Annotated in this window: 18 protein-coding genes; 1 reads left to right on the top strand and 17 read right to left on the bottom strand. The window is 67.1% G+C overall.

All coding sequences use genetic code 11. From position 1 onward, the window contains the following. The first annotated feature begins 27 nt into the window (after positions 1 to 27). Entirely contained in the window at positions 28 to 1,281 is a 1,254-nt protein-coding gene (locus tag MRBLWO12_RS05985) for an alpha/beta fold hydrolase (protein ID WP_363553633.1), read from the top strand. A 69-nt stretch (positions 1,282 to 1,350) separates the two neighbouring features. Here MRBLWO12_RS05985 and MRBLWO12_RS05990 read toward each other — a convergent pair whose 3' ends face one another. The 17 genes from MRBLWO12_RS05990 to fmt form a co-directional block, all read right to left on the bottom strand. Then, positions 1,351 to 2,934 carry a KAP family P-loop NTPase fold protein gene (locus tag MRBLWO12_RS05990; protein WP_363553635.1) on the bottom strand — a complete coding sequence of 528 codons (1,584 nt, stop codon included), beginning with the start codon at positions 2,932 to 2,934 and terminating at the stop codon, positions 1,351 to 1,353. A gap of 340 nt (positions 2,935 to 3,274) precedes the next feature. Further along, the gene (gene pyk / locus MRBLWO12_RS05995) at positions 3,275 to 4,726 is read right to left on the bottom strand and encodes a pyruvate kinase (RefSeq protein ID WP_363553637.1); all 1,452 of its coding nucleotides are present in this window, start codon (positions 4,724 to 4,726) and stop codon (positions 3,275 to 3,277) included. Between the two features lie 59 nt (positions 4,727 to 4,785). Further along, entirely contained in the window at positions 4,786 to 6,252 is a 1,467-nt protein-coding gene (locus tag MRBLWO12_RS06000) for a glutamate synthase subunit beta (protein WP_363553639.1), read from the bottom strand. Continuing rightward, on the bottom strand, positions 6,245 to 10,768 hold the full coding sequence (gene gltB, locus MRBLWO12_RS06005; protein WP_363558542.1) for a glutamate synthase large subunit: 4,524 nt from the start codon (positions 10,766 to 10,768) through the stop codon (positions 6,245 to 6,247). Before gltB ends, MRBLWO12_RS06000 begins: the two co-directional genes overlap by 8 nt. Positions 10,769 to 10,908: 140 nt before the next feature. Continuing rightward, positions 10,909 to 11,946, bottom strand: a complete 1,038-nt coding sequence (lgt, locus tag MRBLWO12_RS06010; protein WP_363553641.1) for a prolipoprotein diacylglyceryl transferase — start codon at positions 11,944 to 11,946, stop codon at positions 10,909 to 10,911. 10 nt (positions 11,947 to 11,956) lie between these two features. Then, positions 11,957 to 12,760, bottom strand: a complete 804-nt coding sequence (gene trpA / locus MRBLWO12_RS06015) for a tryptophan synthase subunit alpha (RefSeq protein ID WP_363553643.1) — start codon at positions 12,758 to 12,760, stop codon at positions 11,957 to 11,959. Then, complete coding sequence (trpB, locus tag MRBLWO12_RS06020; RefSeq protein WP_363553645.1) at positions 12,757 to 13,977, bottom strand: tryptophan synthase subunit beta; 1,221 nt, start codon at positions 13,975 to 13,977, stop codon at positions 12,757 to 12,759. The genes trpA and trpB overlap by 4 nt, the downstream gene beginning before the upstream one ends. Then, positions 13,974 to 14,783: an indole-3-glycerol phosphate synthase TrpC gene (gene trpC / locus MRBLWO12_RS06025; RefSeq protein ID WP_363553647.1), complete on the bottom strand. Its 810-nt coding sequence runs from the start codon at positions 14,781 to 14,783 to the stop codon at positions 13,974 to 13,976. Before trpC ends, trpB begins: the two co-directional genes overlap by 4 nt. Further along, on the bottom strand, positions 14,783 to 15,028 hold the full coding sequence (locus MRBLWO12_RS06030) for a DUF6704 family protein (protein WP_141872003.1): 246 nt from the start codon (positions 15,026 to 15,028) through the stop codon (positions 14,783 to 14,785). The genes trpC and MRBLWO12_RS06030 overlap by 1 nt, the downstream gene beginning before the upstream one ends. Before the next feature lie 46 nt (positions 15,029 to 15,074). After that, positions 15,075 to 15,665, bottom strand: a complete 591-nt coding sequence (locus MRBLWO12_RS06035) for a Trp biosynthesis-associated membrane protein (protein ID WP_363553650.1) — start codon at positions 15,663 to 15,665, stop codon at positions 15,075 to 15,077. Then, complete coding sequence (hisI, locus tag MRBLWO12_RS06040; protein ID WP_363553652.1) at positions 15,662 to 16,021, bottom strand: phosphoribosyl-AMP cyclohydrolase; 360 nt, start codon at positions 16,019 to 16,021, stop codon at positions 15,662 to 15,664. The genes MRBLWO12_RS06035 and hisI overlap by 4 nt, the downstream gene beginning before the upstream one ends. Next, a complete protein-coding gene (gene hisF, locus MRBLWO12_RS06045) occupies positions 16,018 to 16,779 on the bottom strand; it encodes an imidazole glycerol phosphate synthase subunit HisF (protein WP_363553654.1) in 762 nt (253 codons plus the stop codon). Before hisF ends, hisI begins: the two co-directional genes overlap by 4 nt. Beyond that, on the bottom strand, positions 16,779 to 17,621 hold the full coding sequence (gene hisG, locus MRBLWO12_RS06050) for an ATP phosphoribosyltransferase (RefSeq protein ID WP_363553656.1): 843 nt from the start codon (positions 17,619 to 17,621) through the stop codon (positions 16,779 to 16,781). Before hisG ends, hisF begins: the two co-directional genes overlap by 1 nt. Positions 17,622 to 17,659: 38 nt before the next feature. Then, on the bottom strand, positions 17,660 to 17,923 hold the full coding sequence (locus MRBLWO12_RS06055; RefSeq protein ID WP_042536637.1) for a phosphoribosyl-ATP diphosphatase: 264 nt from the start codon (positions 17,921 to 17,923) through the stop codon (positions 17,660 to 17,662). After that, on the bottom strand, positions 17,920 to 18,600 hold the full coding sequence (gene rpe, locus MRBLWO12_RS06060; RefSeq protein ID WP_363553658.1) for a ribulose-phosphate 3-epimerase: 681 nt from the start codon (positions 18,598 to 18,600) through the stop codon (positions 17,920 to 17,922). The genes MRBLWO12_RS06055 and rpe overlap by 4 nt, the downstream gene beginning before the upstream one ends. Before the next feature lie 4 nt (positions 18,601 to 18,604). Further along, positions 18,605 to 19,981, bottom strand: coding sequence for an RsmB/NOP family class I SAM-dependent RNA methyltransferase (locus tag MRBLWO12_RS06065; RefSeq protein ID WP_414685447.1), 1,377 nt, complete (start codon positions 19,979 to 19,981; stop codon positions 18,605 to 18,607). 89 nt (positions 19,982 to 20,070) lie between these two features. Next, on the bottom strand, positions 20,071 to 20,991 hold the full coding sequence (gene fmt, locus MRBLWO12_RS06070) for a methionyl-tRNA formyltransferase (RefSeq protein WP_363553662.1): 921 nt from the start codon (positions 20,989 to 20,991) through the stop codon (positions 20,071 to 20,073). Positions 20,992 to 21,009: the final 18 nt, after the last annotated feature.

Here is a 21,009-nt window from a genome sequence, read left to right on the forward strand (position 1 = left end):
ATGCGTGGGATGCGGTAGAAATCTCTCATGCACCCGCGCGATTCAGCGGATATCTGGAGCCGCACCCGGCGAGTCCGGCGTGGGTTCGTCGTCGCGGGTGTCCTCGTAGCCCTGCTGGGCGGGGTGCTCGGCGCCGATGCCATCCGCCGCCACATCGAGGGCGAAGCCGATCTCCAGACGGACCCGGCGTTCTACACACTCCCCGCTCCCCTGCCTGCAGGGGAACCCGGAACCATCATCCGTGTCGAGGAGATCGCGAGCGCACCACTCGGTTCGACCGCCTGGCGAGTGATCTACCACTCGCGCGATCTGCACGGTACGGACATCCCGGTGTCCGCTGTCGTGATCGTTCCCGATCTGCCCGCCCCCGCGGAGGGCCGCACGGTCGTCGCCTGGGGGCATCCGACGACCGGAGCCGCGGCGAAGTGCGCGCCGTCGCTGGGTGTGGATCCGTTCCAGCTGATCGAAGGGCTCCATGAGTTCCTCGCCGAGGGCTACGCGATCGTCGCGACGGACTATCCCGGGATGGGTGTCGACGGCGCCTCTGCGTACCTTCTGGGGGTTCCGGAGGCGAACAGCGTGCTGGATGCCGTCAGGGCCGCCCGTGCCATCGACAAGGCGCAGACGGGTGACGAGTTCGTGCTGTGGGGACACTCCCAGGGCGGGCAGGCGGCCCTGTTCGCCGCTGAGCGGGCCGCGACGTACGCCCCGGAGTTGACGCTCCTCGGGGTCGCCGTAGCCGCTCCAGCGGCGAACCTCAGCGAGCTCATGAGCGACGACATCGTGAACGTCTCGGGCGTCACTATCGCCTCATACGCCATCCCCGCCTACGAGGCTGCCTACGACGACCGGTATCCCGACGGTGAGATCGCCGCGATCCTCACCCCGGCTGGTTCGGCGGCGACGCCGGAGATGGCCGCACTGTGCCTGCTGTCGCAGAACAAGGAGATCCACGCGATCGCCGATCCACTCATCGGCGGCTATGTGAGGAGCGACCCGTCCACCACGGAACCGTGGGAGACACTGCTGAAGGAGAACAGCGCCGGGTCGCAGCCTCTCACCGTTCCTGTCTTCGTGGGGCAGGGACTGGCCGACGAGTTGGTCAAGCCGAAGGCGACCGAGGACTACGTCACGCTGCTCTGCTCGCAGGGGGCGGACGTCGCCTTCCACCGTTACCCGGGAGTCACGCATGGTCTCGCCGCCTATGCGTCGCTGCCCGAGATGCTGCTGTGGCTGTCGACGGTGACGTCCGGACGGACGCCGTCGAGCACCTGCCCCTAGGCCCAGGCCGCTCATCTGCTGTCGCCGTTAAGTCCACTGGCACACCGGGGCACACCCGGGTTACGAAACCTATGCCCGGGGCGGTCGTGCGCTCTTTCCCGCAGCGGGCTGAGGACCCGACACGCGGTGCGTGACATCGGCGAGACGAGACTGGCGCTGAGCCATCTTCTCCTTGCGCCAAGCGCTGAGGCCCGCAGAAGACGAGAGTCGTTCGATCGTCGGTTCCAGCGCTTGCGCATCCGAGATCGGCACATGCGTGATCGTGTGGAATACGGTCTTGGCGCTACGTTTCTTGCCCTGGTTACCCTGTGTGTACTCGCGCATCTCGATCGCTACACGCTTTCCCCTCAACGCCAATCGAACGATGTGGCCTTGTTCGACATCGTCTCCGGGCTTCCAGATGTCGAGGTCAACCTCGATCCATCCATGCACTGCGAGCATATGAGCAAGATCTTCGACTTGAACGTCGTAGTCGTCAGTGAACGTGCTTGGTGCGGTCGCTGCCGCAAGGTGGATGATCTCGAGAAGCGACACTGAGGCGAGTTCATCAAGCAGTGCCTTGTCCAGGAAATCCGCCAGCCCCTGTTCATCTGTGGCCTCAAGGAAATAGTCGTGCAGCTCTCCTGCGCGTTCCAGGGCACCTATCGTCACCGCTCGTTGAAGACGACGATAGGCGTCGGGCCACCCGAACTGCAGCCCGAGGACGATGAGGAGAAGGGTTCGGTCAGAGTTGGACCTCTGAGCGACGAGAATCCTGTCGAGCACGAGGTACGAATTGACGAGCCGCTTGGCCTGCCTCGGATTACCACGAAGCGCCCGCCGAATCACTTCAAGCAAGGTTGACTGGAAACGCTCGTCTTGAAGACTGACAAGACTGTTGAGATTCGGCAGGAGGTCCCGCAGGACGTGAGTAGATGCGGTGTTTAGCGGTGGCACTCGGAAGGGAATCTGCACCATCTTCTCAATAAACTCGTGCCCCGACACATGCGGATAGGCAACAGTGATCGCCTTCACCAACACGTCGTAATCGAGGGCGATCACGAAGACGAACCCTTCCAGATCCATGACATTGTTGATCGTCTCGAGAACGGACACAAGGTTCGAGGGAGAACATCGATCAAGATCATCGATGAGAACGACGATTCGCTCTCCCGACACGGCGCCTGCCGCAGCGCGCATCTCCTGTATCGCATCGACGAAGTTCAGAGGCGCACGACTTTGAGAAAGCGCGTCGACCAGGACCCCACCGTCAATGGTGGCCTTGGGTCCCGTGATCTCACCGACGGACAACGAAGTCGCACGCACCATGGCTGTGACCACCTGCCAAATCTTCTCACCGAATTCTCTCAACTTCGCGTGTCCGGAGAGCGACCGCGCAATCAATGTCAGTAGAGACGCGACGAGCTCGCCACCTGGCTGATAGCGCCAGGCATCGAACTCGATGACGACGGTCTTACCGTTATCGCGCAATCCGGACGCCAGAGCTCCTAGTAGGGACGACTTGCCCGATCCCCAAGGGCCGTAAAGACCTAGCGTGTATTGTGCCGGCTGCCCACCCTCGATCGCATCGATCAGGGCCGAAGCGTAGGACTCGAAACCGAGTTTGGGATCGCGAGTCGGCTGATCTCCGACGATTGCGAGTCGTGTCTTCACCGAATGCTCCCTCTCTGGACCGCGATCGGCGGCACCTGTCAAAACTTCCTCAAACCTAGCGCTCTGGGTGGGTGGCTAGGCCTTGCGCCACAGCGATCAGTGAGGCACTTCCGGCGGACGCGGATGCCGTCGAGCACGAGGCACAGGCAGGCGCGGACCGGCGCCGGACAGTCGTGCTCATGCCCTTCTCATCGCCGTGGCTCTCCGCGTAAGCGACACGGGAGTCGTCATCGATCAGGGAGTACCTGTACTCCGATCCAGGGAAGCAAGGCAGCTGAGGGGGACAGTGAAGAACGAAGGGGCGGAGCCGATGGCCCCGCCCCTTCGTTCTTCCGTCAGATCAGACGGTCGCTTCCTTGTAGATCGGAGCGGCGCCGTTGACGGCGTCCCCGACCTTGTGGACGCGGATGTCGTTCGTCGAGCCCACGATCCCGGGAGGGGATCCGGAGATCACCACGACCTTGTCGCCTTCCTGGGCCAGACCGCTGCCGAGCAGGTAGTCATCCACCTGCAGGTACATCAGGTCGGTGTGCTGCACCATCTCGACCAGCTTCGAGCTGACGCCCCAGGTCAATGCCATGCGGCGTCGGATGTCGGGATCCGGGGTGAAGGCGATCATCGGGATGCGCGAGCGCAGACGCGACAGACGACGAGCCGAGTCACCTGACTGCGTGAACACGCAGAGGAACTTCGCGTCGACGAACTCCGCGACCTCGAGTGCGGCCAGCGTGATCGCACCACCCTGGGTGCGCGGCTTGGTGGTGAGCGGCGCGATGCGCTCCAGGCCGTGCTCCTCGGTGGATTCGATGATGCGAGCCATCGTCTCGACGACGACGACCGGATAGTCACCGACGCTCGTCTCACCCGACAGCATCACGGCGTCCGCACCGTCGAGCACCGCGTTGGCGACGTCCGAGGTCTCGGCGCGCGTGGGCACGGGGCTGCTGATCATCGACTCGAGCATCTGCGTCGCGACGATGACGGGCTTCGCGTTGCGGCGGGCGAGCTCGACAGCGCGCTTCTGCACGATCGGCACGGCCTCGAGCGGCAGCTCGACTCCCAGGTCACCACGGGCGACCATGATCGCGTCGAACGCGTCGACGATGCCCTCGAGGGCGTCGACGGCCTGCGGCTTCTCGACCTTGGCGATGACGGGGACCTTGACACCCTCCTCCGCCATGATCTCGTGCACGCGGGTGATGTCCTCCGCGTTACGCACGAACGACAGCGCGATCAGGTCGGCGCCGATACGCAGACCCCAGCGGAGGTCGTCCTCGTCCTTCTCGCTGAGCGCGGGGACGTTGACGGCGACACCGGGCAGGTTGATGCCCTTGTTGTTCGAGACGGCTCCGGCGACGATGACCTTGGTGGTCACGGTGACGCCGTCGGACTCGACGACCTCGACGCGGACCTTGCCGTCATCGATCAGCAGGAAGTCACCGGGCTTGACGTCCTGGGGCAGACCCTTGAAGGTCGTACCGCAGATGTCCTTGTTGCCGATGATGTCTTCGGTGGTGATCTTGAAGATGTCGCCTTCGGCGAGCTCGTAGGGGCCGGCCTCGAACTTGCCGAGGCGGATCTTCGGGCCCTGCAGGTCGACCAGGATGGCGACGGCACGGCCGGCGTCGTCGGCGGCGCGACGAACATTGGCGTAGTTGTTCTCGTGCACGGAGTAGTCGCCGTGGCTGAGGTTCAGGCGTGCGACATCCACACCGGCGTCGATCAGTGCGCGGACAGTCTCATAGGTGGATGTGGCAGGGCCCAGGGTGGCGACGATTTTCGCGCGTCTCAACAGATGCTCCAGGGTTGTGGTGGGGGAAGGTACTACAGGCGCAAGCGCCGCGGCTCAGCCTACGCGGGCTGAAGGCCCAGCGCGACATCACTCGGACGCACCGGCTCCGGCAGCACGGTGCTGCCCATCAGGAAGCGATCGACGTTGGCCGCTGCCGCGCGTCCTTCGGCGATCGCCCACACGATGAGCGACTGTCCACGCCCGGCATCGCCGGCCACGAAGACGCCGGGAACGGTCGACTCGTACGAGGAGTCGCGCACGAAGGCACCGCGGGCCGTCGTCTGCGGACGAGTCTCGTCGGTGTATCCGTCCTGCTCCGGTCCGGTGAAGCCCATCGCGATGAGGACGAGGTCCGCGGGGATCTCGCGCTCGGTGCCGCTCTTGGGCACGCGACGTCCGTCGATGTACTCGGTCTCGGCGACCCGGAGGGCCCGGACCTCGCCGACCTCGTTCGACAGGAACTCGACGGTGGAGGCCAGGAAGACCCGCTCACCGCCTTCCTCGTGAGCGGAGGACACCTCGAACAAGGTCGGCATCATCGGCCACGGCTGGTGGTCGGGACGCTCGGTGCCCGGCTGCGTGCCGATCGCGAGGTTGGTGACGCTCAGCGCGCCCTGACGGTGGGCGGTGCCGATGCAGTCAGCGCCGGTGTCACCGCCACCGATCACGATGACGTGCTTGCCCTCGGCGCTGATCTGATCGGTGACCTTGTCACCGGCGACAGCGTGGTTCGATTCGACCAGGTATTCCATGGCGAAGTGCACGCCGTCGAGGTCGCGACCGGGGATGGCGAGGTCGCGCGGCACGGTGGAACCCGTCGCGATGACGACCGCGTCGTACCGGGCCCGCAGGTCGGGCCAGGAGATGTCCTTGCCGATCTCGACGCCGGCACGGAAACGCGTGCCCTCCTCCTGCATCTGGCGCAGTCGGGACTCGAGCTGGCCCTTCTCCATCTTGAAGTCGGGGATGCCGTAACGGAGCAGACCACCGATGCGGTCGTCGCGCTCGAAGACGGCGACGGTGTGGCCGGCGCGGGTCAGTTGCTGAGCTGCCGCGAGTCCGGCAGGACCCGATCCGACCACGGCGACCGTCTTGCCGGTCAGTCGTGCCGGCGGCTGCGGCTCCACCCATCCCTTGGCGAAGGCCTCGTCGATGATCGAGACCTCGATCTGCTTGATCGTGACGGCCGGCTGATTGATGCCGAGCACGCACGAGCTCTCGCACGGTGCCGGGCACAGGCGCCCGGTGAACTCCGGGAAGTTGTTCGTCGCGTGCAGACGATCGATCGCGGCGCGACCCTCACCTCGCCACGTCAGGTCGTTCCACTCGGGGATCAGGTTGCCCAGCGGGCATCCGGAGTGGCAGAACGGCACGCCGCAGTCCATGCACCGGCCGGCTTGACGACGCAGCACGGCCTGGTCTCCGGGTTCGTAGACCTCTTTCCAGTCCATGATGCGGACCGGAACGGGACGCCGGGCGGGGAGCTCCCGCTCGGTGACCTTCAGAAAACCTTTGGGATCAGCCACCGGTCACCTCCAGGATGCGGTTCCAGACGATATCGCCATCCGGGTCGATGCCCTCGGCGACTGCTTCCTCACGCATGCTTCGCACGGCGGCGAAGTCACGCGGGAGCACCTTCACGAACTCGGTCGCCGCGACATCGAACCGCGAGAGCAGTTCGGAGGCCAGCGGAGACGCTGTGCGCTCGATGTGCTCGACCAGCAGACTGCGGAGCACTTCGAGGTCGGCGCGGTCCAACTGCTCGAGGAGCAGTTCGCCGCTGCCGAGCGACTGGGAGTTGACCTTGGCGGTGTCGAGAGCGTGGACGTACGCCACTCCCCCGGACATGCCGGCGCCGAAGTTGCGGCCGGTCGACCCGAGGATGACGGCGAGACCACCGGTCATGTACTCCAGCGCATGGTCGCCCACGCCCTCCACGACGGCGGTGGCACCGGAGTTGCGCACCAGGAACCGTTCGCCGACCACACCGGAGATGAACATGGTGCCTGACGTCGCGCCGTAGCCGATCACGTTGCCCGCGATCACGTTCTCCTGCGGGGTGATGGACGAGCCACGCGGCGGCCGGATGGTGATGTCACCACCCGAGAGGCCCTTGCCGACGTAGTCGTTGGCGTCACCCTCCAGCCGCAGGATGATGCCCGGCGGGAGGAACGCACCGAGTGACTGTCCGGCGGTTCCGTGGAGGGTCACATCGATGGTCTCGCGGGGAAGTCCCTCGGCCCCGTGACGCGAGGTCACCTGGTGCCCGAGCATGGTGCCCACGGCGCGCTCGGTGTTGGCGATCGGCAGCTCGACCAGGACGGGCTCTCCGTTCAGCAGGGAGCCCTTCGCGATGTCGATCAGCTGCACGTCGAAGTGCTTCTCGAGCTCGTGGTCCTGCGAGCGTCCGCTGCGACGCGGTTCACCGGCCGGGAACGCGGGTCCGTCGAGGATCGGGCTGAGGTCGAGTCCGTCGGCCTTCCAGTGCTCGACCGCGGCGTTGACCTCGATCAGGTCCGCACGACCGACGATCTCGTCGATCGACCGGAAGCCGAGCTCTGCGAGCAGCTCACGCACCTCTTCGGCGATGAACTCCATGAAGTTCACGACGAACTCCGGCTTGCCGGTGAACCGCTCGCGCAACGCAGGGTTCTGCGTGGCGACGCCCACCGGGCAGGTGTCGAGGTGGCACACGCGCATCATGATGCAGCCGCTGACCACCAGCGGTGCGGTGGCGAACCCGAACTCCTCCGCACCCAGCAGTGCGCCGATGATCACGTCACGACCGGTCTTGAGCTGGCCGTCGACCTGCACGACCACGCGGTCGCGCATGCCGTTGAGCATGAGCGTCTGCTGAGTCTCGGCGAGACCGAGTTCCCAGGGCGTACCCGCGTGCTTGAGCGAGTTGAGCGGGCTCGCACCGGTTCCGCCATCGTGGCCGGAGACCAGGATCACGTCGCTGAGCGCCTTGGCGACACCGGCTGAGACCGCGCCGATGCCCGACTGGCTCACCAGCTTGGTATGTATGCGCGCCTCGGGGTTCGCGCGCTTCAGGTCGAAGATGAGCTGCTTGAGGTCTTCGATCGAGTAGATGTCGTGGTGCGGGGGCGGTGAGATGAGGCCGACGCCGGCGGTGGCGTGACGGGTGCGCGCCACCCAGGGGTACACCTTGGTCGGCGGCAGCTGTCCGCCCTCGCCGGGCTTCGCACCCTGCGCGAGCTTGATCTGGATGTCATCCGCCTCGGTCAGGTACAGGCTCGTGACTCCGAACCGACCTGACGCGACCTGCTTGATCGAGCTGCGACGCTCGGGGTCGACCAGACGGTCGCTGTCCTCGCCGCCTTCACCGGTGTTCGACTTGCCGCCGATGCGGTTCATCGCGATCGCCAGCGTCTCGTGCGCCTCGCGGGAGATCGAGCCGTAGCTCATGGCACCGGTAGAGAAGCGCTTCACGATGTCGGACACCGACTCGACCTCGTCGAGCGGAACCGGCTTGCGCGTTCCCGTGCGCAGCGTGAAGAGTCCCCGCAGCGTCTTGAGCTCGGCGGCCTGGTCATCGACGAGCTTGGTGTACTCGCGGAAGATGTCGTAGCGCCGGGTGCGGGTCGAGTGCTGCAGCTTGAACACCGTCTCCGGACTGAAGAGGTGCGGGGAGCCGTCACGACGCCACTGGTACTCGCCGCCGGTCCAGAGGCGTTCGTGCGCCCGTGCGGCGGCGTCCTCCGGGTAGGCGTAGTCGTGGCGCGCCTGGTTCTCGGCGAAGATCTCCTCGATCCCGATACCGCCGAGCTTGGACTCGGTGCGGGTGAAGTAGGCGTCGATGAACTCCTGGCTGAGCCCCACGGCCTCGAAGACCTGGGCGCCGGCGTAGGAGGAGACCGTCGAGATCCCCATCTTCGACATGATCTTGAGCACGCCCTTGCCGAGCGCGTAGATCAGGTTCTTCACGGCCTTCTCGGGCGAGATACCGGTGATGTAGCCGGTGCGCACCAGGTGCTCGACCGTCTCCATGGCCAGGTACGGGTTGACTGCCGAGGCCCCGTAGCCGATCAGCGTCGCGACGTGGTGGACCTCGCGGACGTCACCGGCCTCCACGATCAGACCGACCTTCATGCGGTTCTCGCGGCGGATCAGATGGTGGTGCACCGCCGCCACCATGAGCAGCGAAGGGATCGGTGTCAGGTCCTTGTTCGAGTCACGGTCCGAGAGGATGATGAACTCGGCACCGCTCTCGATGGCCGCGTCGACCTCGGCGCACATCTCGGTGAGACGATCCTGCAGCGTCTCGGGGCCGGCGTCGAAGTGGTACAGGCCGCGGATCGTGACACTGGAACGGTCAGGAAGTGCCTTGTCGATGTGCCGGATCTTCGCGAGCTCGTCGTTGTCGATCACGGGGAAGTCGAGCGACACCGTACGGGTGTGCTCCGGCCCCCAGGACAGCAGGTTGCTCTCCGGACCGAGCCCGAGCTTGAGGCTGGTGACGACCTCTTCGCGGATCGAGTCCAGCGGCGGGTTCGTGACCTGCGCGAACTGCTGCGTGAAGTAGTCGAACAGCAGGCGCGGACGCTTGCTGAGCACCGCGATGGGCGTGTCGGATCCCATGGCGCCGAGGGGCTCGACGCCGTTCTGCCCCATCGGGGTCAGCAGGATGCGCACCTCCTCCTCGGTGTAGCCGAAGGTGCGCTGACGACGGGTGATGGATGCCGGCGGGTGCACGATGTGCTCGCGCTCGGGGAGGTCGGCGAGCCGTACCGCCCCCGCATCCAGCCACTCCTGCCACGGGTGCATGGTGGCCAGGTCCTGCTTGAGCTCCTGGTCGCTGATGATGCGGCGCTGAGCGGTGTCGACGAGGAACATCTTGCCGGGCTGCAGGCGACCGCGGCGCTTGATGCGCTCCGGCTCGAACTTCAGCACACCGGTCTCCGAGCCGATGACGATCAGACCGTCGGTCGTCTCGGTCCAGCGTCCAGGGCGCAGACCGTTGCGGTCGAGGGTCGCCCCGACGAGCGTTCCGTCGGTGAAGATGAGGGCGGCCGGGCCGTCCCACGGCTCCATCTGGTTCGAGTGGTACTCGTAGAACGAGCGCAGCTCCGGCGAGATGTCGGACTGCTTCTCGTACGCTTCGGGGACCATCATCATGATGGCGTGCGGCAGGCTGCGACCGGTGAGGGTCAGCAGCTCGAGCACCTCGTCGAACGACGCGGAGTCGCTGGCCCCGTCTGTGCAGATCGGGAGAAGCGGTGCCACATCGCCCAGCAGTTCGGACTCGAGCTGCGACTGACGCGCACGCATCCAGTTGCGGTTGCCGCCGACCGTGTTGATCTCGCCGTTGTGGGCGAGCATGCGCAGCGGCTGCGCGAGCGGCCACGACGGGAAGGTGTTGGTCGAGTAGCGCGAGTGCACGACGGCGAGTTCCGAAGCGAAGCGCTCATCCTGCAGATCGGGGTAGAACGGCTCCAACTGCAGCGTCGTGACCATGCCCTTGTAGCCGAGCGTGCGGCTCGACAGCGACACGAAGTAGGCGCCGAGCTCATGGCCGGCGCGCTTGCGCAGACGGTAGGCGACCCGGTCGAGCGCGATTCCGGTGAGCGGGGCGTCGGAGTGCGTAGCCCCACCGGCGCTCACGAAGAGCTGCTCGAACGCGGGGCGTGCTTCGTCGGCCAGCTTGCCGAGGTGCTCGTTGACCGTGGGGACCTCGCGCCAGCCGAGCACGCGCAGGCCCTCCGAACGGGCGATCTTCTCGATGCCGGCCTTCTGCTGGCGACGCTCGCTCGAATCACGCGGGAGGAACGCCAGCCCGACTGCATACTCCCCCACCGGGGGCAGCTCGAAGCCGGTGACTGCGCGCAGGAACTCATCCGGCATCTGCGTCAGGATTCCCGCGCCATCGCCGGTGCCGGCGTCCGACCCGATCGCACCGCGGTGCTCCAGGTTGCGCAGCGCCTCGAGGGCGAGCGCGATGATGTCGTGCCCGGCGGTGCCGCGGAGCGTCGCCACCATGGCGAGGCCACAAGCGTCCTTCTCGAACGCCGGGTTGTACATGCCCTGCTTCGGGGGGTAAGCGCCGGATGCGCCATAGGGTGGCTGGAAGTACACCAGTTACCGTCCTCAGATACTCAAGTGACACCGGGGACGACGTTGGCCCGCTCGTTCAATACATGGTCTCCCGCCACGAGGGCGGCTTATCGAGCGCCTGCCTCGCTCGTGGGAGCGGTGCTTGTGGGAGCAGTGCTTGTGGCAGTGGCTCCTGCTGACGTTTCCTCGGACGGAGGCTCGCTCACGTCCACGAAATCAGAGGGATTGTCCTGCGATTGTACATCAGCGTCCAGATCCTTCCGTCCGCGCCCCGGCTGATAGGGCGAAGGCTCCAAGCCGGGGTGACGACGAGTCTGAACGATGAGGATCGCGAGGCCTACGAGGATGCCGATGATGGCAGCCCAGACGTTGCTGCGCAGCCCCAGGATGATCTCGCTCGGATCGATGCGGATCGACTCCCATACGACGCGCCCAGCGCTGTACCAGATCAGGTAGATCGCGAACAGGCGGCCCCACTGGAAGAACAGCTTGCGGCCGAGCCACAGCAGCACCAGCACGCCGAGGCCGTTCCACAGCACCTCGTAGAGGAACGTCGGGTGGAACAGCGTGCCCTCGGGCAGGCCCGGAGGGAATGCGGAGTTCGTCGACTCGATCTCGAGGCCCCAGGGCAGGTCGGTCGGCAGTCCGAAGAGTTCGTGGTTGAACCAGTTCCCGAAGCGGCCCATCGCCTGTGCGAGCAGGAGTCCGGGGGCGAGCGCGTCAGCGAAGGTCCAGAAGCGGATGCCCGTCCACTTGCAGCCGAGGTACGCACCGATCGCGCCACCGATGAGAGCGCCGAAGATCGCGATGCCACCCTCCCAGATGGCCCACACGGACCCGGGTTCGAACGGGTTCCACGTGTTCTTGCCTTCACCGAAGTAGAAGTTCGGGTGGGTGAGCACGTGGAAGATGCGCGCGCCGATGATCGCCAGCGGAACGGCGAGGATCGAGATGTCGATCACGACCCACGGCTCTGCACCGCGCTTGGTGAGACGGTGGTTCGTGATCAGCGTGGCGGCGATGATGCCGGCGATGATGCACAGCGCGTAGAAGTGGATGCGGATCGGTCCCAGGTCGATGTAGGACACGGGAGGGCTCGGGATGCTGGCGAGCACGCCGTTGAAGGTGTGGAGCGCAAGGGACATGAGTGCGATTCTAGTTCTCGTGTACGGGGCGTGCCGACGACGTGCCGGAGGCCAGGTTTCGGGTGACTTCTGCGAGGGCGGGGATTCCGCCGTCACGCAGGGCGCGGACGAGTGCGGTGCCGACGATGGCGCCGTCTGCGTACTCTGACACCCCGGCGATCTGCTCAGCGGTCGAGATGCCGATGCCGACACACGCGCGGGTGGCTCCGTGCGCGCGCAGGCGAGCGACGAGGGTGCGGGCGGCGCGATCGAGTTCGGCACGCTCACCGGTGATCCCCATGGTCGAGACCGTGTAGACGAAGCCTGTCGACGCCTTCACGACGAGCTCGAGACGCGCATCCGAAGACGTCGGAGCAGCGAGGAACACGCGGTCGAGGCCGGTGCGCTCGCTCGCCGCGATCCACTCCCCTGCCTCTTCCGGCGTGATGTCGGGCGTGATGAGCCCCGCACCTCCGGCAGCGAGTAGGTCGTCGGCGTAGCGATCGATGCCGTACTGGAGCACCGGGTTCCAGTAGGTCATGACCAGCACGGGGGCATCGACAGCGGCCGTGATGGCTCGCAGCGCGGTGAAGAGGTCAGCTGTCTTGTACCCGGCAGCCAAGGCGAGGGTCGTCGCCTCCTGGATCACCGCCCCATCCATCACCGGGTCGCTGTAAGGCGGACCGAGTTCGATGATGTCGACGCCGTTCTGCGCGAGCGCGATCGCGGCGTCGATGCTCGTCTGCAGGTCCGGGAAGCCGACGGGCAGGTAGCCGACGAAAACGCTGCGCCCTTCGGCCTCCGCCTTGAGGATCGCTGCTTCGACCCGGCTCATGCGTTGCCGCCGTCGGTCGTCGTTGCATCGTACAGGTCGAAGTACTTCGCAGCGGTGTCCATGTCCTTGTCGCCGCGTCCGGAGAGGCAGACGGCGATCACACCATCCGGGCCGAGCTCGCGGCCGATGCGCAGCGCGCCCGCCAGCGCGTGCGCGGACTCGATCGCGGGGATGATCCCCTCGGTCCGGCTGAGCAGACGCAGAGCCTGCATGGCTTCGTCGTCGGTCGCGGGGATGTACTCGGCACGACCGATGTCGGCGAGCCACGAGTGCTCCGGACCCACTCCCGGGTAGTCGAGTCCCGCCGAGATCGAGTGCGACTCGACGGTCTGTCCATCCTCGTCCTGAAGGACGTACGTGCGGGAGCCGTGCAGCACACCCGGACGACCGCGCTCGATCGATGCTGCGTGCCTCGGTGTGTCGACCCCGTCACCCGCCGCCTCGACGCCGTAGAGCTTCACACCTTCGTCGTCGAGGAACGCGTCGAACATGCCGATCGCGTTGGATCCGCCACCGACGCAGGCGACCACGGCGTCAGGAAGACGTCCGACCTCGGCGAGGAGCTGCTCTCGCGCCTCTTCGCCGATGATCTTCTGGAAGTCGCGCACCATTGCGGGGAACGGGTGCGGGCCGGCGGCCGTGCCGAAGATGTAGTTGGTGGTCTCGACCGACGCGACCCAGTCGCGGTACGCATCGTTGATCGCGTCCTTGAGTGTGCGTGATCCGGAGGTCACTGCCACCACCTCGGCGCCGAGCAGGCGCATCCGCGCGACGTTGAGCGCCTGGCGCTCGGTGTCGACCTCGCCCATGTAGATCGTGCAGTCGAGGCCGAACAGTGCAGCGGCGGTCGCCGTCGCCACGCCGTGCTGGCCAGCACCGGTCTCGGCGATCACGCGTGTCTTACCGAGCCGCTTGGTGAGCAGTGCCTGACCGAGCACATTGTTGATCTTGTGCGAACCGGTGTGGTTGAGGTCTTCACGCTTGAGGAAGACGCGCGCTCCCCCGGCGTGCTCGGCGAAGCGGGCGACCTCGGTGATCGCAGAAGGCCGACCGGCGTAGGAGCTCAGCAGATGAGCGAGCTCGGCGCGGAACTCGGGGTCGGCGACTGCAGCCGTATACGCGGCCGTCAGCTCGTCGATCGCGGCGATGAGCGATTCCGGCATGAACCGGCCGCCGAAATCTCCGAAGTAGGGACCATGCTGGTCGCGCAGGCTCACGGTGTCTTCTTCCTGCCGGGTAGTGCAAGGGATCCGGCCTCGAGGAACCGCGTCAACGTGGCGACTGGGTCGCCCGTGACGAGGGCTTCGCCGATCAGCACCACATCGGCGCCGGCGGAGCGGTAGTGGGTGACGTCGTCCGGCGTCAGAACAGCCGACTCGGCGATCTTCACCGCGGTGTCGGGAATGCGGTCGACAAGACGCCCGAACAGGTCACGATCCAGCTCGAGTGTGGTGAGGTCGCGCGCGTTCACACCGATCAGGGGGGCGCCGAGGTCGATCGCGACCTCGAGCTCATCTGACGAATGCGTCTCCACCAGCGGGGTCATGCCCAGCTCGGTGATGAAGCCGAACAGCTCCTCCAGCACCGAGCGTTCGAGACCGGCGACGATCAGCAACGCGAGGTCGGCGCCGGCAGCCCGTGCCTCGAGCACCTGATAGCGGGTGGCGATGAAGTCCTTCCGCAGCACGGGAAGCGAGACCCGCGCTGTCACCGCCTCGAGATCAGCGAGACTGCCACCGAAGCGGCGTTCCTCGGTGAGCACGCTGATGGCCGACGCACCGCCGGTCTCGTAGAGCGACGCCTGAAGTGCCGGATCAGGGATCGACGCGAGCGCACCGCGAGACGGGCTCGCCCGCTTGACCTCGGCGATGATCTTCACGCGATCCGCCGGGGCGAGGAACGAGAGGACATCCTTGGCCGCAGGACGTGCGAGAGCATCGCTCTCGACCTGTGCCAGCGGGCGCGACTGAGAGCGACGCTCGGCGTCAGCGACTGCGCCGGCCGTCAGGTCGGCGAGGACCACTAGTGCGCCTTCGGCGAGTACTTGGGGCCCTTCACGCCGTAGCCGGCGCGTGCGAGCACCCAGCCCACGAGCGCACCGATCGGGATGAGTGCGGCAGAGACCCAGATGAGGGCGACCCAGACGGGGCTGAACTCAGCGAGGCAGAACGCCAGCGTGCCGACCGTGAAGCCGACGAGCATGATGATCACGGCGGTCCAGGCCGCCGGCGAGTGTCCGTGGCCGGGGTCGGCGATCGGGTTGGTCATGTTCTCCTCCGGGGACGACTACGGGATCGGGTTCAGTCTATCGGTGTCAACGCGTGGGGTCGGTTCCGCGGGACAGGTCGTCCCAGGAATCGACCGCGTCGATCGGGCCATCGTGTGCCGGCGCATCCGCGGTCGTGGTGCGATAGCGCCGCCCACCCGCCTTCCACTTCCGCCATGTGACGAGCACCAGCAGTGAGGCGAGGAGCAGGATCATCCAGCCGATCAGTGCGATGACGGGCCAGGCGGTCGGCACGGCGGACTGCACGACGTCGGCCAGTGCAGCGCTGCCGGCGAGCCCTGTCGCCTCCGTGACCGTCGGGCCGATCGCCGACTCCGGCACAGAGATGAGCAGCTGCAGCGTCGACCAGCCGAGGAACACGGCGCATGCGCCGGCGAGCACACCGAACACGAGTCGCACGGGGCGTCCTGCGATCGAGAGCGCCGCGCCGAGCGCGAGCACCGCGAGGCTGAGCGGCGCGAGAAGCACCAGTGCCGAGGCACCGGGTACGAGGATCGCCTCTCCGGCATCCGCACGCTCCACCGTGACCCATGTCTGCGTGGAGGAGATGATCCCGATCGCTCCGGCGAGCAGGAATCCGAGTACCGAGAGTGAACGACCGCGTCGGGCGATGCTCATGCCGTGGTGCTTCCTGCGACGGCCTCGAGGTCCGTCGTGTCGAAGCAGGTGCGCGTGCCGGTGTGGCAGGCAGGTCCGGTCTGGTCGACGCGGAGCAGGATGGCGTCTCCGTCGCAGTCCAGACGCGCATCGTGCACGACCTGGATGTTGCCGGAGGTGTCGCCCTTGCGCCAGTACTCCTGGCGGGAGCGGGACCAGTAGGTCACGCGGCCGGTGGTCAACGTGCGACGCAGCGCCTCCGCATCGACCCAGGCCAGCATCAGCACCTCGAGCGTGTCCCACTGCTGCACGATCACCGGGGCCAGGCCGTCGGCGTTCCAGGCGACCTGTGCGATCCGCGTCTCGATGTCGCTCATCGGACGATCACTCCCTCTGCGCGCAGCGCGTTCTTGACATCGCCGACCGTGAGCGCGCCGGTGTGGAAGACGCTCGCGGCGAGCACGGCATCCGCGCCCGCCTTGATCGCCGGGGCGAAGTGTTCGACCAGACCGGCACCGCCCGAGGCGATCACCGGAACGGAGGCGGCTTCGCGCATGAGTCGCACAAGTTCGAGATCGAATCCGTCGCGGGTCCCGTCGGCGTCGATCGAGTTGACAAGGAGCTCGCCGGCACCACGCTCGGTGGCCTCGCGCGCCCATTCCACGGCGTCCAGCGTCGTCTGCGTCCGTCCACCGTGCGTCGTGACGACGAACCCGGACGGCGTGGTGTCGGCTCGCTTCACATCGAGCGAGAGCACGAGCACCTGCGCACCGAATCGGTCGGCGATCTCGCCGATCAGCTCGGGACGCGCGATCGCCGCGGAGTTGACACCCACCTTGTCGGCGCCGACCGAGAGCAGCCGTGCCACGTCATCGACGCTGCGCACTCCCCCGCCGACGGTCAGTGGCACGAAGACCTGCTCTGCGGTGCGCTGCACCACGTCGTAGGTCGTGGCGCGCGCGTCGACCGTGGCCGTGACGTCGAGGAAGGTGATCTCGTCAGCACCCTGTGCGGCATAGTGCCTGGCGAGTTCGACAGGGTCACCCATGTCGCGGAGGTTCTCGAAGTTGACGCCTTTGACCACGCGGCCGTCGGCCACGTCGAGGCACGGGATGACACGGCTGGCGAGGGTCATCAGAGCCTCGCGTTGTGGATGGCCGTGACCAGGATGGCCCGCGCGCCGAGCGCGTACAGCGCGTCCATCACGGGGTTGACCCGCGCGCGTGCCACCATCACCCGCACAGCCACCCACTCCGGGTCGCGCAGCGGCGAGACGGTCGGCGACTCGACGCCGCCCGCGATCTTCACGGCGTCGTCGAGCAGGGCGAGGGGAAGGTCGTAGTCGATCATCACGAAACGACGAGCCACCATCACGCCACGCAGACGGCGCAGCAGCGTCTCCGCACCATCGGCGTCGACGGGACCGGCGATGAGCACGGCCTCGGACTGCAGGATCACAGGACCGAACACGTCGAGCCCGGCCTGACGGAGCGTGGTTCCGGTCTCGACGACGTCGGCCACAGCATCCGCCACACCGAGCCGCACGGCGGACTCGACTGCACCATCGAGCGGAACCAGATCGACCGCGATGCCGCGTTCGTCGAGGAAGGCGTCGACGAGGCCCGGATAGGACGTCGCGATGCGCAGTCCGTCGAGCTCGGACACATCCGTGTAGCGTCCGGAGGGGGCGGCGAAGCGGAACGTGGAACCGGCGAAGCCCAGTGCCTCGATCTCGCGGGCGCCGGGCATCCGGGCGTCCAGCAGCAGGTCACGGCCCGTGATGCCGACATCGATCGCGCCGGATCCGACGTAGGTGGCGATGTCCTTGGGACGCAGGAAGAAGAACTCGACGTCGTTGTCGGCGTCGATGACGTGCAGGGTCTTGGGATCGCGTCGACCGGCGTAACCGGCCTCTGCGAGCATCTCAGCGGCGGTCTCGGAGAGAGAGCCCTTGTTGGGAACGGCGATGCGCAGCATGAACAGCTTTCAGTTCGAAGGAGAAGGAGCGGAGCGCGTCACAGATGTCGGTAGACGTCCTGCAGGCTGAGACCCTTCGCGATCATCATCACCTGCACGTGGTAGAGCAGCTGCGAGATCTCCTCGGCAGCCGCCTCATCGGACTCGTACTCGGATGCCATCCAGACCTCGGCGGCCTCTTCGACGATCTTCTTGCCGATCGTGTGCACACCGCCGTCGAGCTCTGCGACAGTGCCGGATCCCTCTGGGCGGGTCTCGGCCTTGACGCTGAGCTCAGCGAACAGCTCGTCGAAAGTCTTCACCACTCAAGGCTAGCGGCTCGCGCGCGGTCCCTGAGCCGAGTGACCGCCGCCTCGATGTCTTCCGCTCCATAGATCGCGGATCCGGCGACGAAGGTGTCGGCTCCCGCCGCGGCCGCCTGCTCGATCGTGGCGTCGGAGATGCCGCCGTCGACCTGCAACCAGACCTGGGAGCCACGTCGCCGGGCCTCATCGGCCAGTGCGCGCAGCTTCGGCATGGTCTCGGGCATGAAACCCTGCCCGCCGAAGCCCGGCTCCACCGTCATCACCAGAATCTGGTCGAACTCGTCCAGCACGCTGAACAACCCCTCGACAGGTGTTCCCGGCTTGACCGCGACCCCGGCGCGGGCGCCGATGTCGCGCAGACGACGCGCGAGCGACACGGGGTCGGCGGCGGCCTCGAGGTGGAAGGTGACGCTCGCAGCGCCGATCTCCGCATACCCCGGCGCCCACCGATCCGGGTCGGTGATCATCAGATGCACGTCGAGCGGGATCGGGCTGGTCGCCTGGATGCGCTCCACCATCTGCGGACCGAACGTGAGATTCGGGACGAAGTGGTTGTCCATGACGTCGACGTGGGCGAAGTCCGCCGTCGCGATGCGGGCGAGATCCGCCTGCATGTTGACGAAGTCCGCCGCGAGGATGCTCGGGTTGATACGGGGGGCGCGGGGCAGATCCATGGTTCTACTCTCCCTGTGGTGTGCGCTGCAGCAGCGCGAGGAACATGGCATCGGTGCCGTGGCGGTGCGGCCAGAGCTGCACCGTTCCGGATTCGGAGCGACCGTCGTCTGCGAGGTCGATCGGTGCGAGTGCGACCCCGGAGACCACGGCGCGCGCATCGAGCATGCGCAGGTCATCGCGCGAACGGAGCACATCCTGCACCACACCGGTGGTCTCGGCCAGGTGCGGTGAGCACGTCACGTACGCGACGATGCCGCCCGGCGCCAATGCCTCGACGGCGGCGCTCAGGAGCTCCACCTGCAGGGGTACCAGCTCGGCGACGTCGGCCGGGCTCTTCCGCCACCGGGCCTCCGGGCGTCGACGCAGCGCACCGAGGCCCGTGCACGGCGCGTCGACCAGGATGCGGTCGAACTCGCCTGCTCGTGAGGTCGCGAGTTCGCGGCCATCCGCCTCGTGCACCACAACATCGCCTGGCACGCCGCGCAGTGCATTGCGCACCAGCCGCGCGCGGGTCGGGACGACCTCGTTCGCCTCGACGGTCACGCCATGCTGATGAGCCACTGCTGCCAGCAGTGCGGTCTTGCCGCCGGGCCCTGCGCAGAGGTCGAGCCAGCGCTCGCCCTCGCCGATCGGCGCAGCTGCCGCGAGAGCGAGCGCGACGAGCTGAGAACCCTCGTCCTGCACCCGCACCGTTCCGCCGGATCCGGCGACGATCCGATACGGGTCCCCACCCGGAGAGCCGTAGGCCGTCGCGGCGTACGGTCGTCGTGGGTCGTCCGGCTCGGCGAGACCCGGTAGCGCGACGAGAGTCACCTCGGGCGAGACGTTGTCGGCCTCGAGCAGCGCCTCGAGCTCATCGACGCGGCCCTCGGCGGCCAGAGCGCGCCGGAGCGCGCGGATGATCCAGACCGGGTGCGCCGAACGCAACGCCAGCCGCTCATCGTCGGAGCGGGCTTCGCGCTCGATCTGCTCCTGCCAGTCCTCGGGACTCTGCCGGGTGATCCTGCGCAGCACCGCGTTCGCGAAGCTCGACGCCCCGCGACCGACCTCGGTCGCGACGAGGTTCACCGACTCGTTCACTGCGGCGTGGGATGCCACTCTCGTGGCGAGCAGTTGATGCACTCCGAGGCGCAGCGCATCCAAGACGGCAGGGTCGATACCGTCTGTACCGCGATCAGCCGCTGCAGCGATGATCGCGTCGTACGTGCCCCGGCGCCGCAGCGTGCCATAGGTGAGCTCGGTCGCAAGCGCCGCATCCTGCGGATTCAGTCCCGCTTCCGCGATCGCGGTGGGAAGCACGAGGTTCGCGTAGGCATCGGAGTCCGAGACGGCACGCAGCACGTCGAACGCCACGCGGCGCGCAGCCTGGACCGTGCGCACCGGCCCACGGGACTGCGCTGGTGCCGAGCGCCCCGTTCCGCCGACACGCCCCTGCGGACGCCTGTTCGGGCGATTCTGCTGACCGTCGCTCATGACCCGGCACGCACCCCTTCAGCTCCTCGTTGCCCACGCCACCAGTCAGCGGCGTTCATCGCTCCCTTGCCCGCAGGCTGCACCCGCGTGACGGCGAGCGGCGCGGAGGCCGTGCCGAACAGCACCGCAGCCTTCGTCGCCACGATCGCACCGGGCTCGAGGGACTCGGCCTCGGGTGCCGGTGACGCCTCGAGGATCTTGAGGCGCTGTCCGTCGAGCGTGGTGTGCGCGCCCGGCTCCGGCGTCACGCCCCGGAACCGCGCGAACACCTCTTCCACGGGTCGCGACCAGTCCAGGAGTCCGTCGGGCAACGACAGCTTGGGGGCGAACGTCGCCTCTCCCTCTTGCGCGACAGCGCGCGCCGTGCCTGCAGCGATCGCCGCCACGACCTCCGCTGTGAGCTCGGCCCCGTCGATCGCCAGCGCCTCCAGTGCGACGTCGGCGGTCGCGCCGGCCGGGACGTCGACCACGCGCGAAGCGAAGACAGCTCCCGCGTCGAGCTCTGCCACGAGCTGGAAGACGCTCGCGCCGAGCTGCGCGTCACCCGCGATCAACGCCCTCTGCACCGGTGCCGCGCCACGCCACTGCGGAAGCAGCGAGAAGTGCAGGTTGATCCACCCCGCATCCGGTGTCGACAGCAGCGGTTCACGCACCAGTCCCCCGTAGGCGACGATCACGCCGAGTTCGGGCCGCAGCGCTGCGATGCGCTGCGTCGCCTCGTCGTCCAGACGCGCAGCGGTGATCACCGGTATGCCGAGTTCACCGGCGGCCTGCGCGACAGGAGAAGGCGTGAGGACCTTCTTGCGCCCGAGTGGCGCATCGGGTCGAGTGACGACCGCGATGATGTCGTGGTCGCGCGCCAGACGGCGCAGAGTGGGAACGGCCGCAGAAGGCGTGCCGGCGAAGACGAGGCGCATGAAGGTACTCCGGAAGGA

The organism is Microbacterium sp. LWO12-1.2 (assembly GCF_040675875.1).
Taxonomy (GTDB): Bacteria; Actinomycetota; Actinomycetes; order Actinomycetales; family Microbacteriaceae; genus Microbacterium.

Excerpts from the sequence above, each read along its gene's own strand:
- MRBLWO12_RS06035 (WP_363553650.1), bottom strand. The coding sequence starts at position 15,665 with ATGAGCATCGCCCGACGCGGTCGTTCACTCTCGGTACTCGGATTCCTG.
- hisI (WP_363553652.1), bottom strand. The coding sequence starts at position 16,021 with ATGAGCGACATCGAGACGCGGATCGCACAGGTCGCCTGGAACGCCGAC.
- MRBLWO12_RS05985 (WP_363553633.1), top strand. The coding sequence starts at position 28 with ATGCACCCGCGCGATTCAGCGGATATCTGGAGCCGCACCCGGCGAGTC.
- hisF (WP_363553654.1), bottom strand. The coding sequence starts at position 16,779 with ATGACCCTCGCCAGCCGTGTCATCCCGTGCCTCGACGTGGCCGACGGC.
- trpA (WP_363553643.1), bottom strand. The coding sequence starts at position 12,760 with ATGAGCCGGGTCGAAGCAGCGATCCTCAAGGCGGAGGCCGAAGGGCGC.
- gltB (WP_363558542.1), bottom strand. The coding sequence starts at position 10,768 with ATGTACAACCCGGCGTTCGAGAAGGACGCTTGTGGCCTCGCCATGGTG.
- hisG (WP_363553656.1), bottom strand. The coding sequence starts at position 17,621 with ATGCTGCGCATCGCCGTTCCCAACAAGGGCTCTCTCTCCGAGACCGCC.
- fmt (WP_363553662.1), bottom strand. The coding sequence starts at position 20,991 with ATGCGCCTCGTCTTCGCCGGCACGCCTTCTGCGGCCGTTCCCACTCTG.
- lgt (WP_363553641.1), bottom strand. The coding sequence starts at position 11,946 with ATGTCCCTTGCGCTCCACACCTTCAACGGCGTGCTCGCCAGCATCCCG.
- rpe (WP_363553658.1), bottom strand. The coding sequence starts at position 18,600 with ATGGATCTGCCCCGCGCCCCCCGTATCAACCCGAGCATCCTCGCGGCG.
- MRBLWO12_RS06030 (WP_141872003.1), bottom strand. The coding sequence starts at position 15,028 with ATGACCAACCCGATCGCCGACCCCGGCCACGGACACTCGCCGGCGGCC.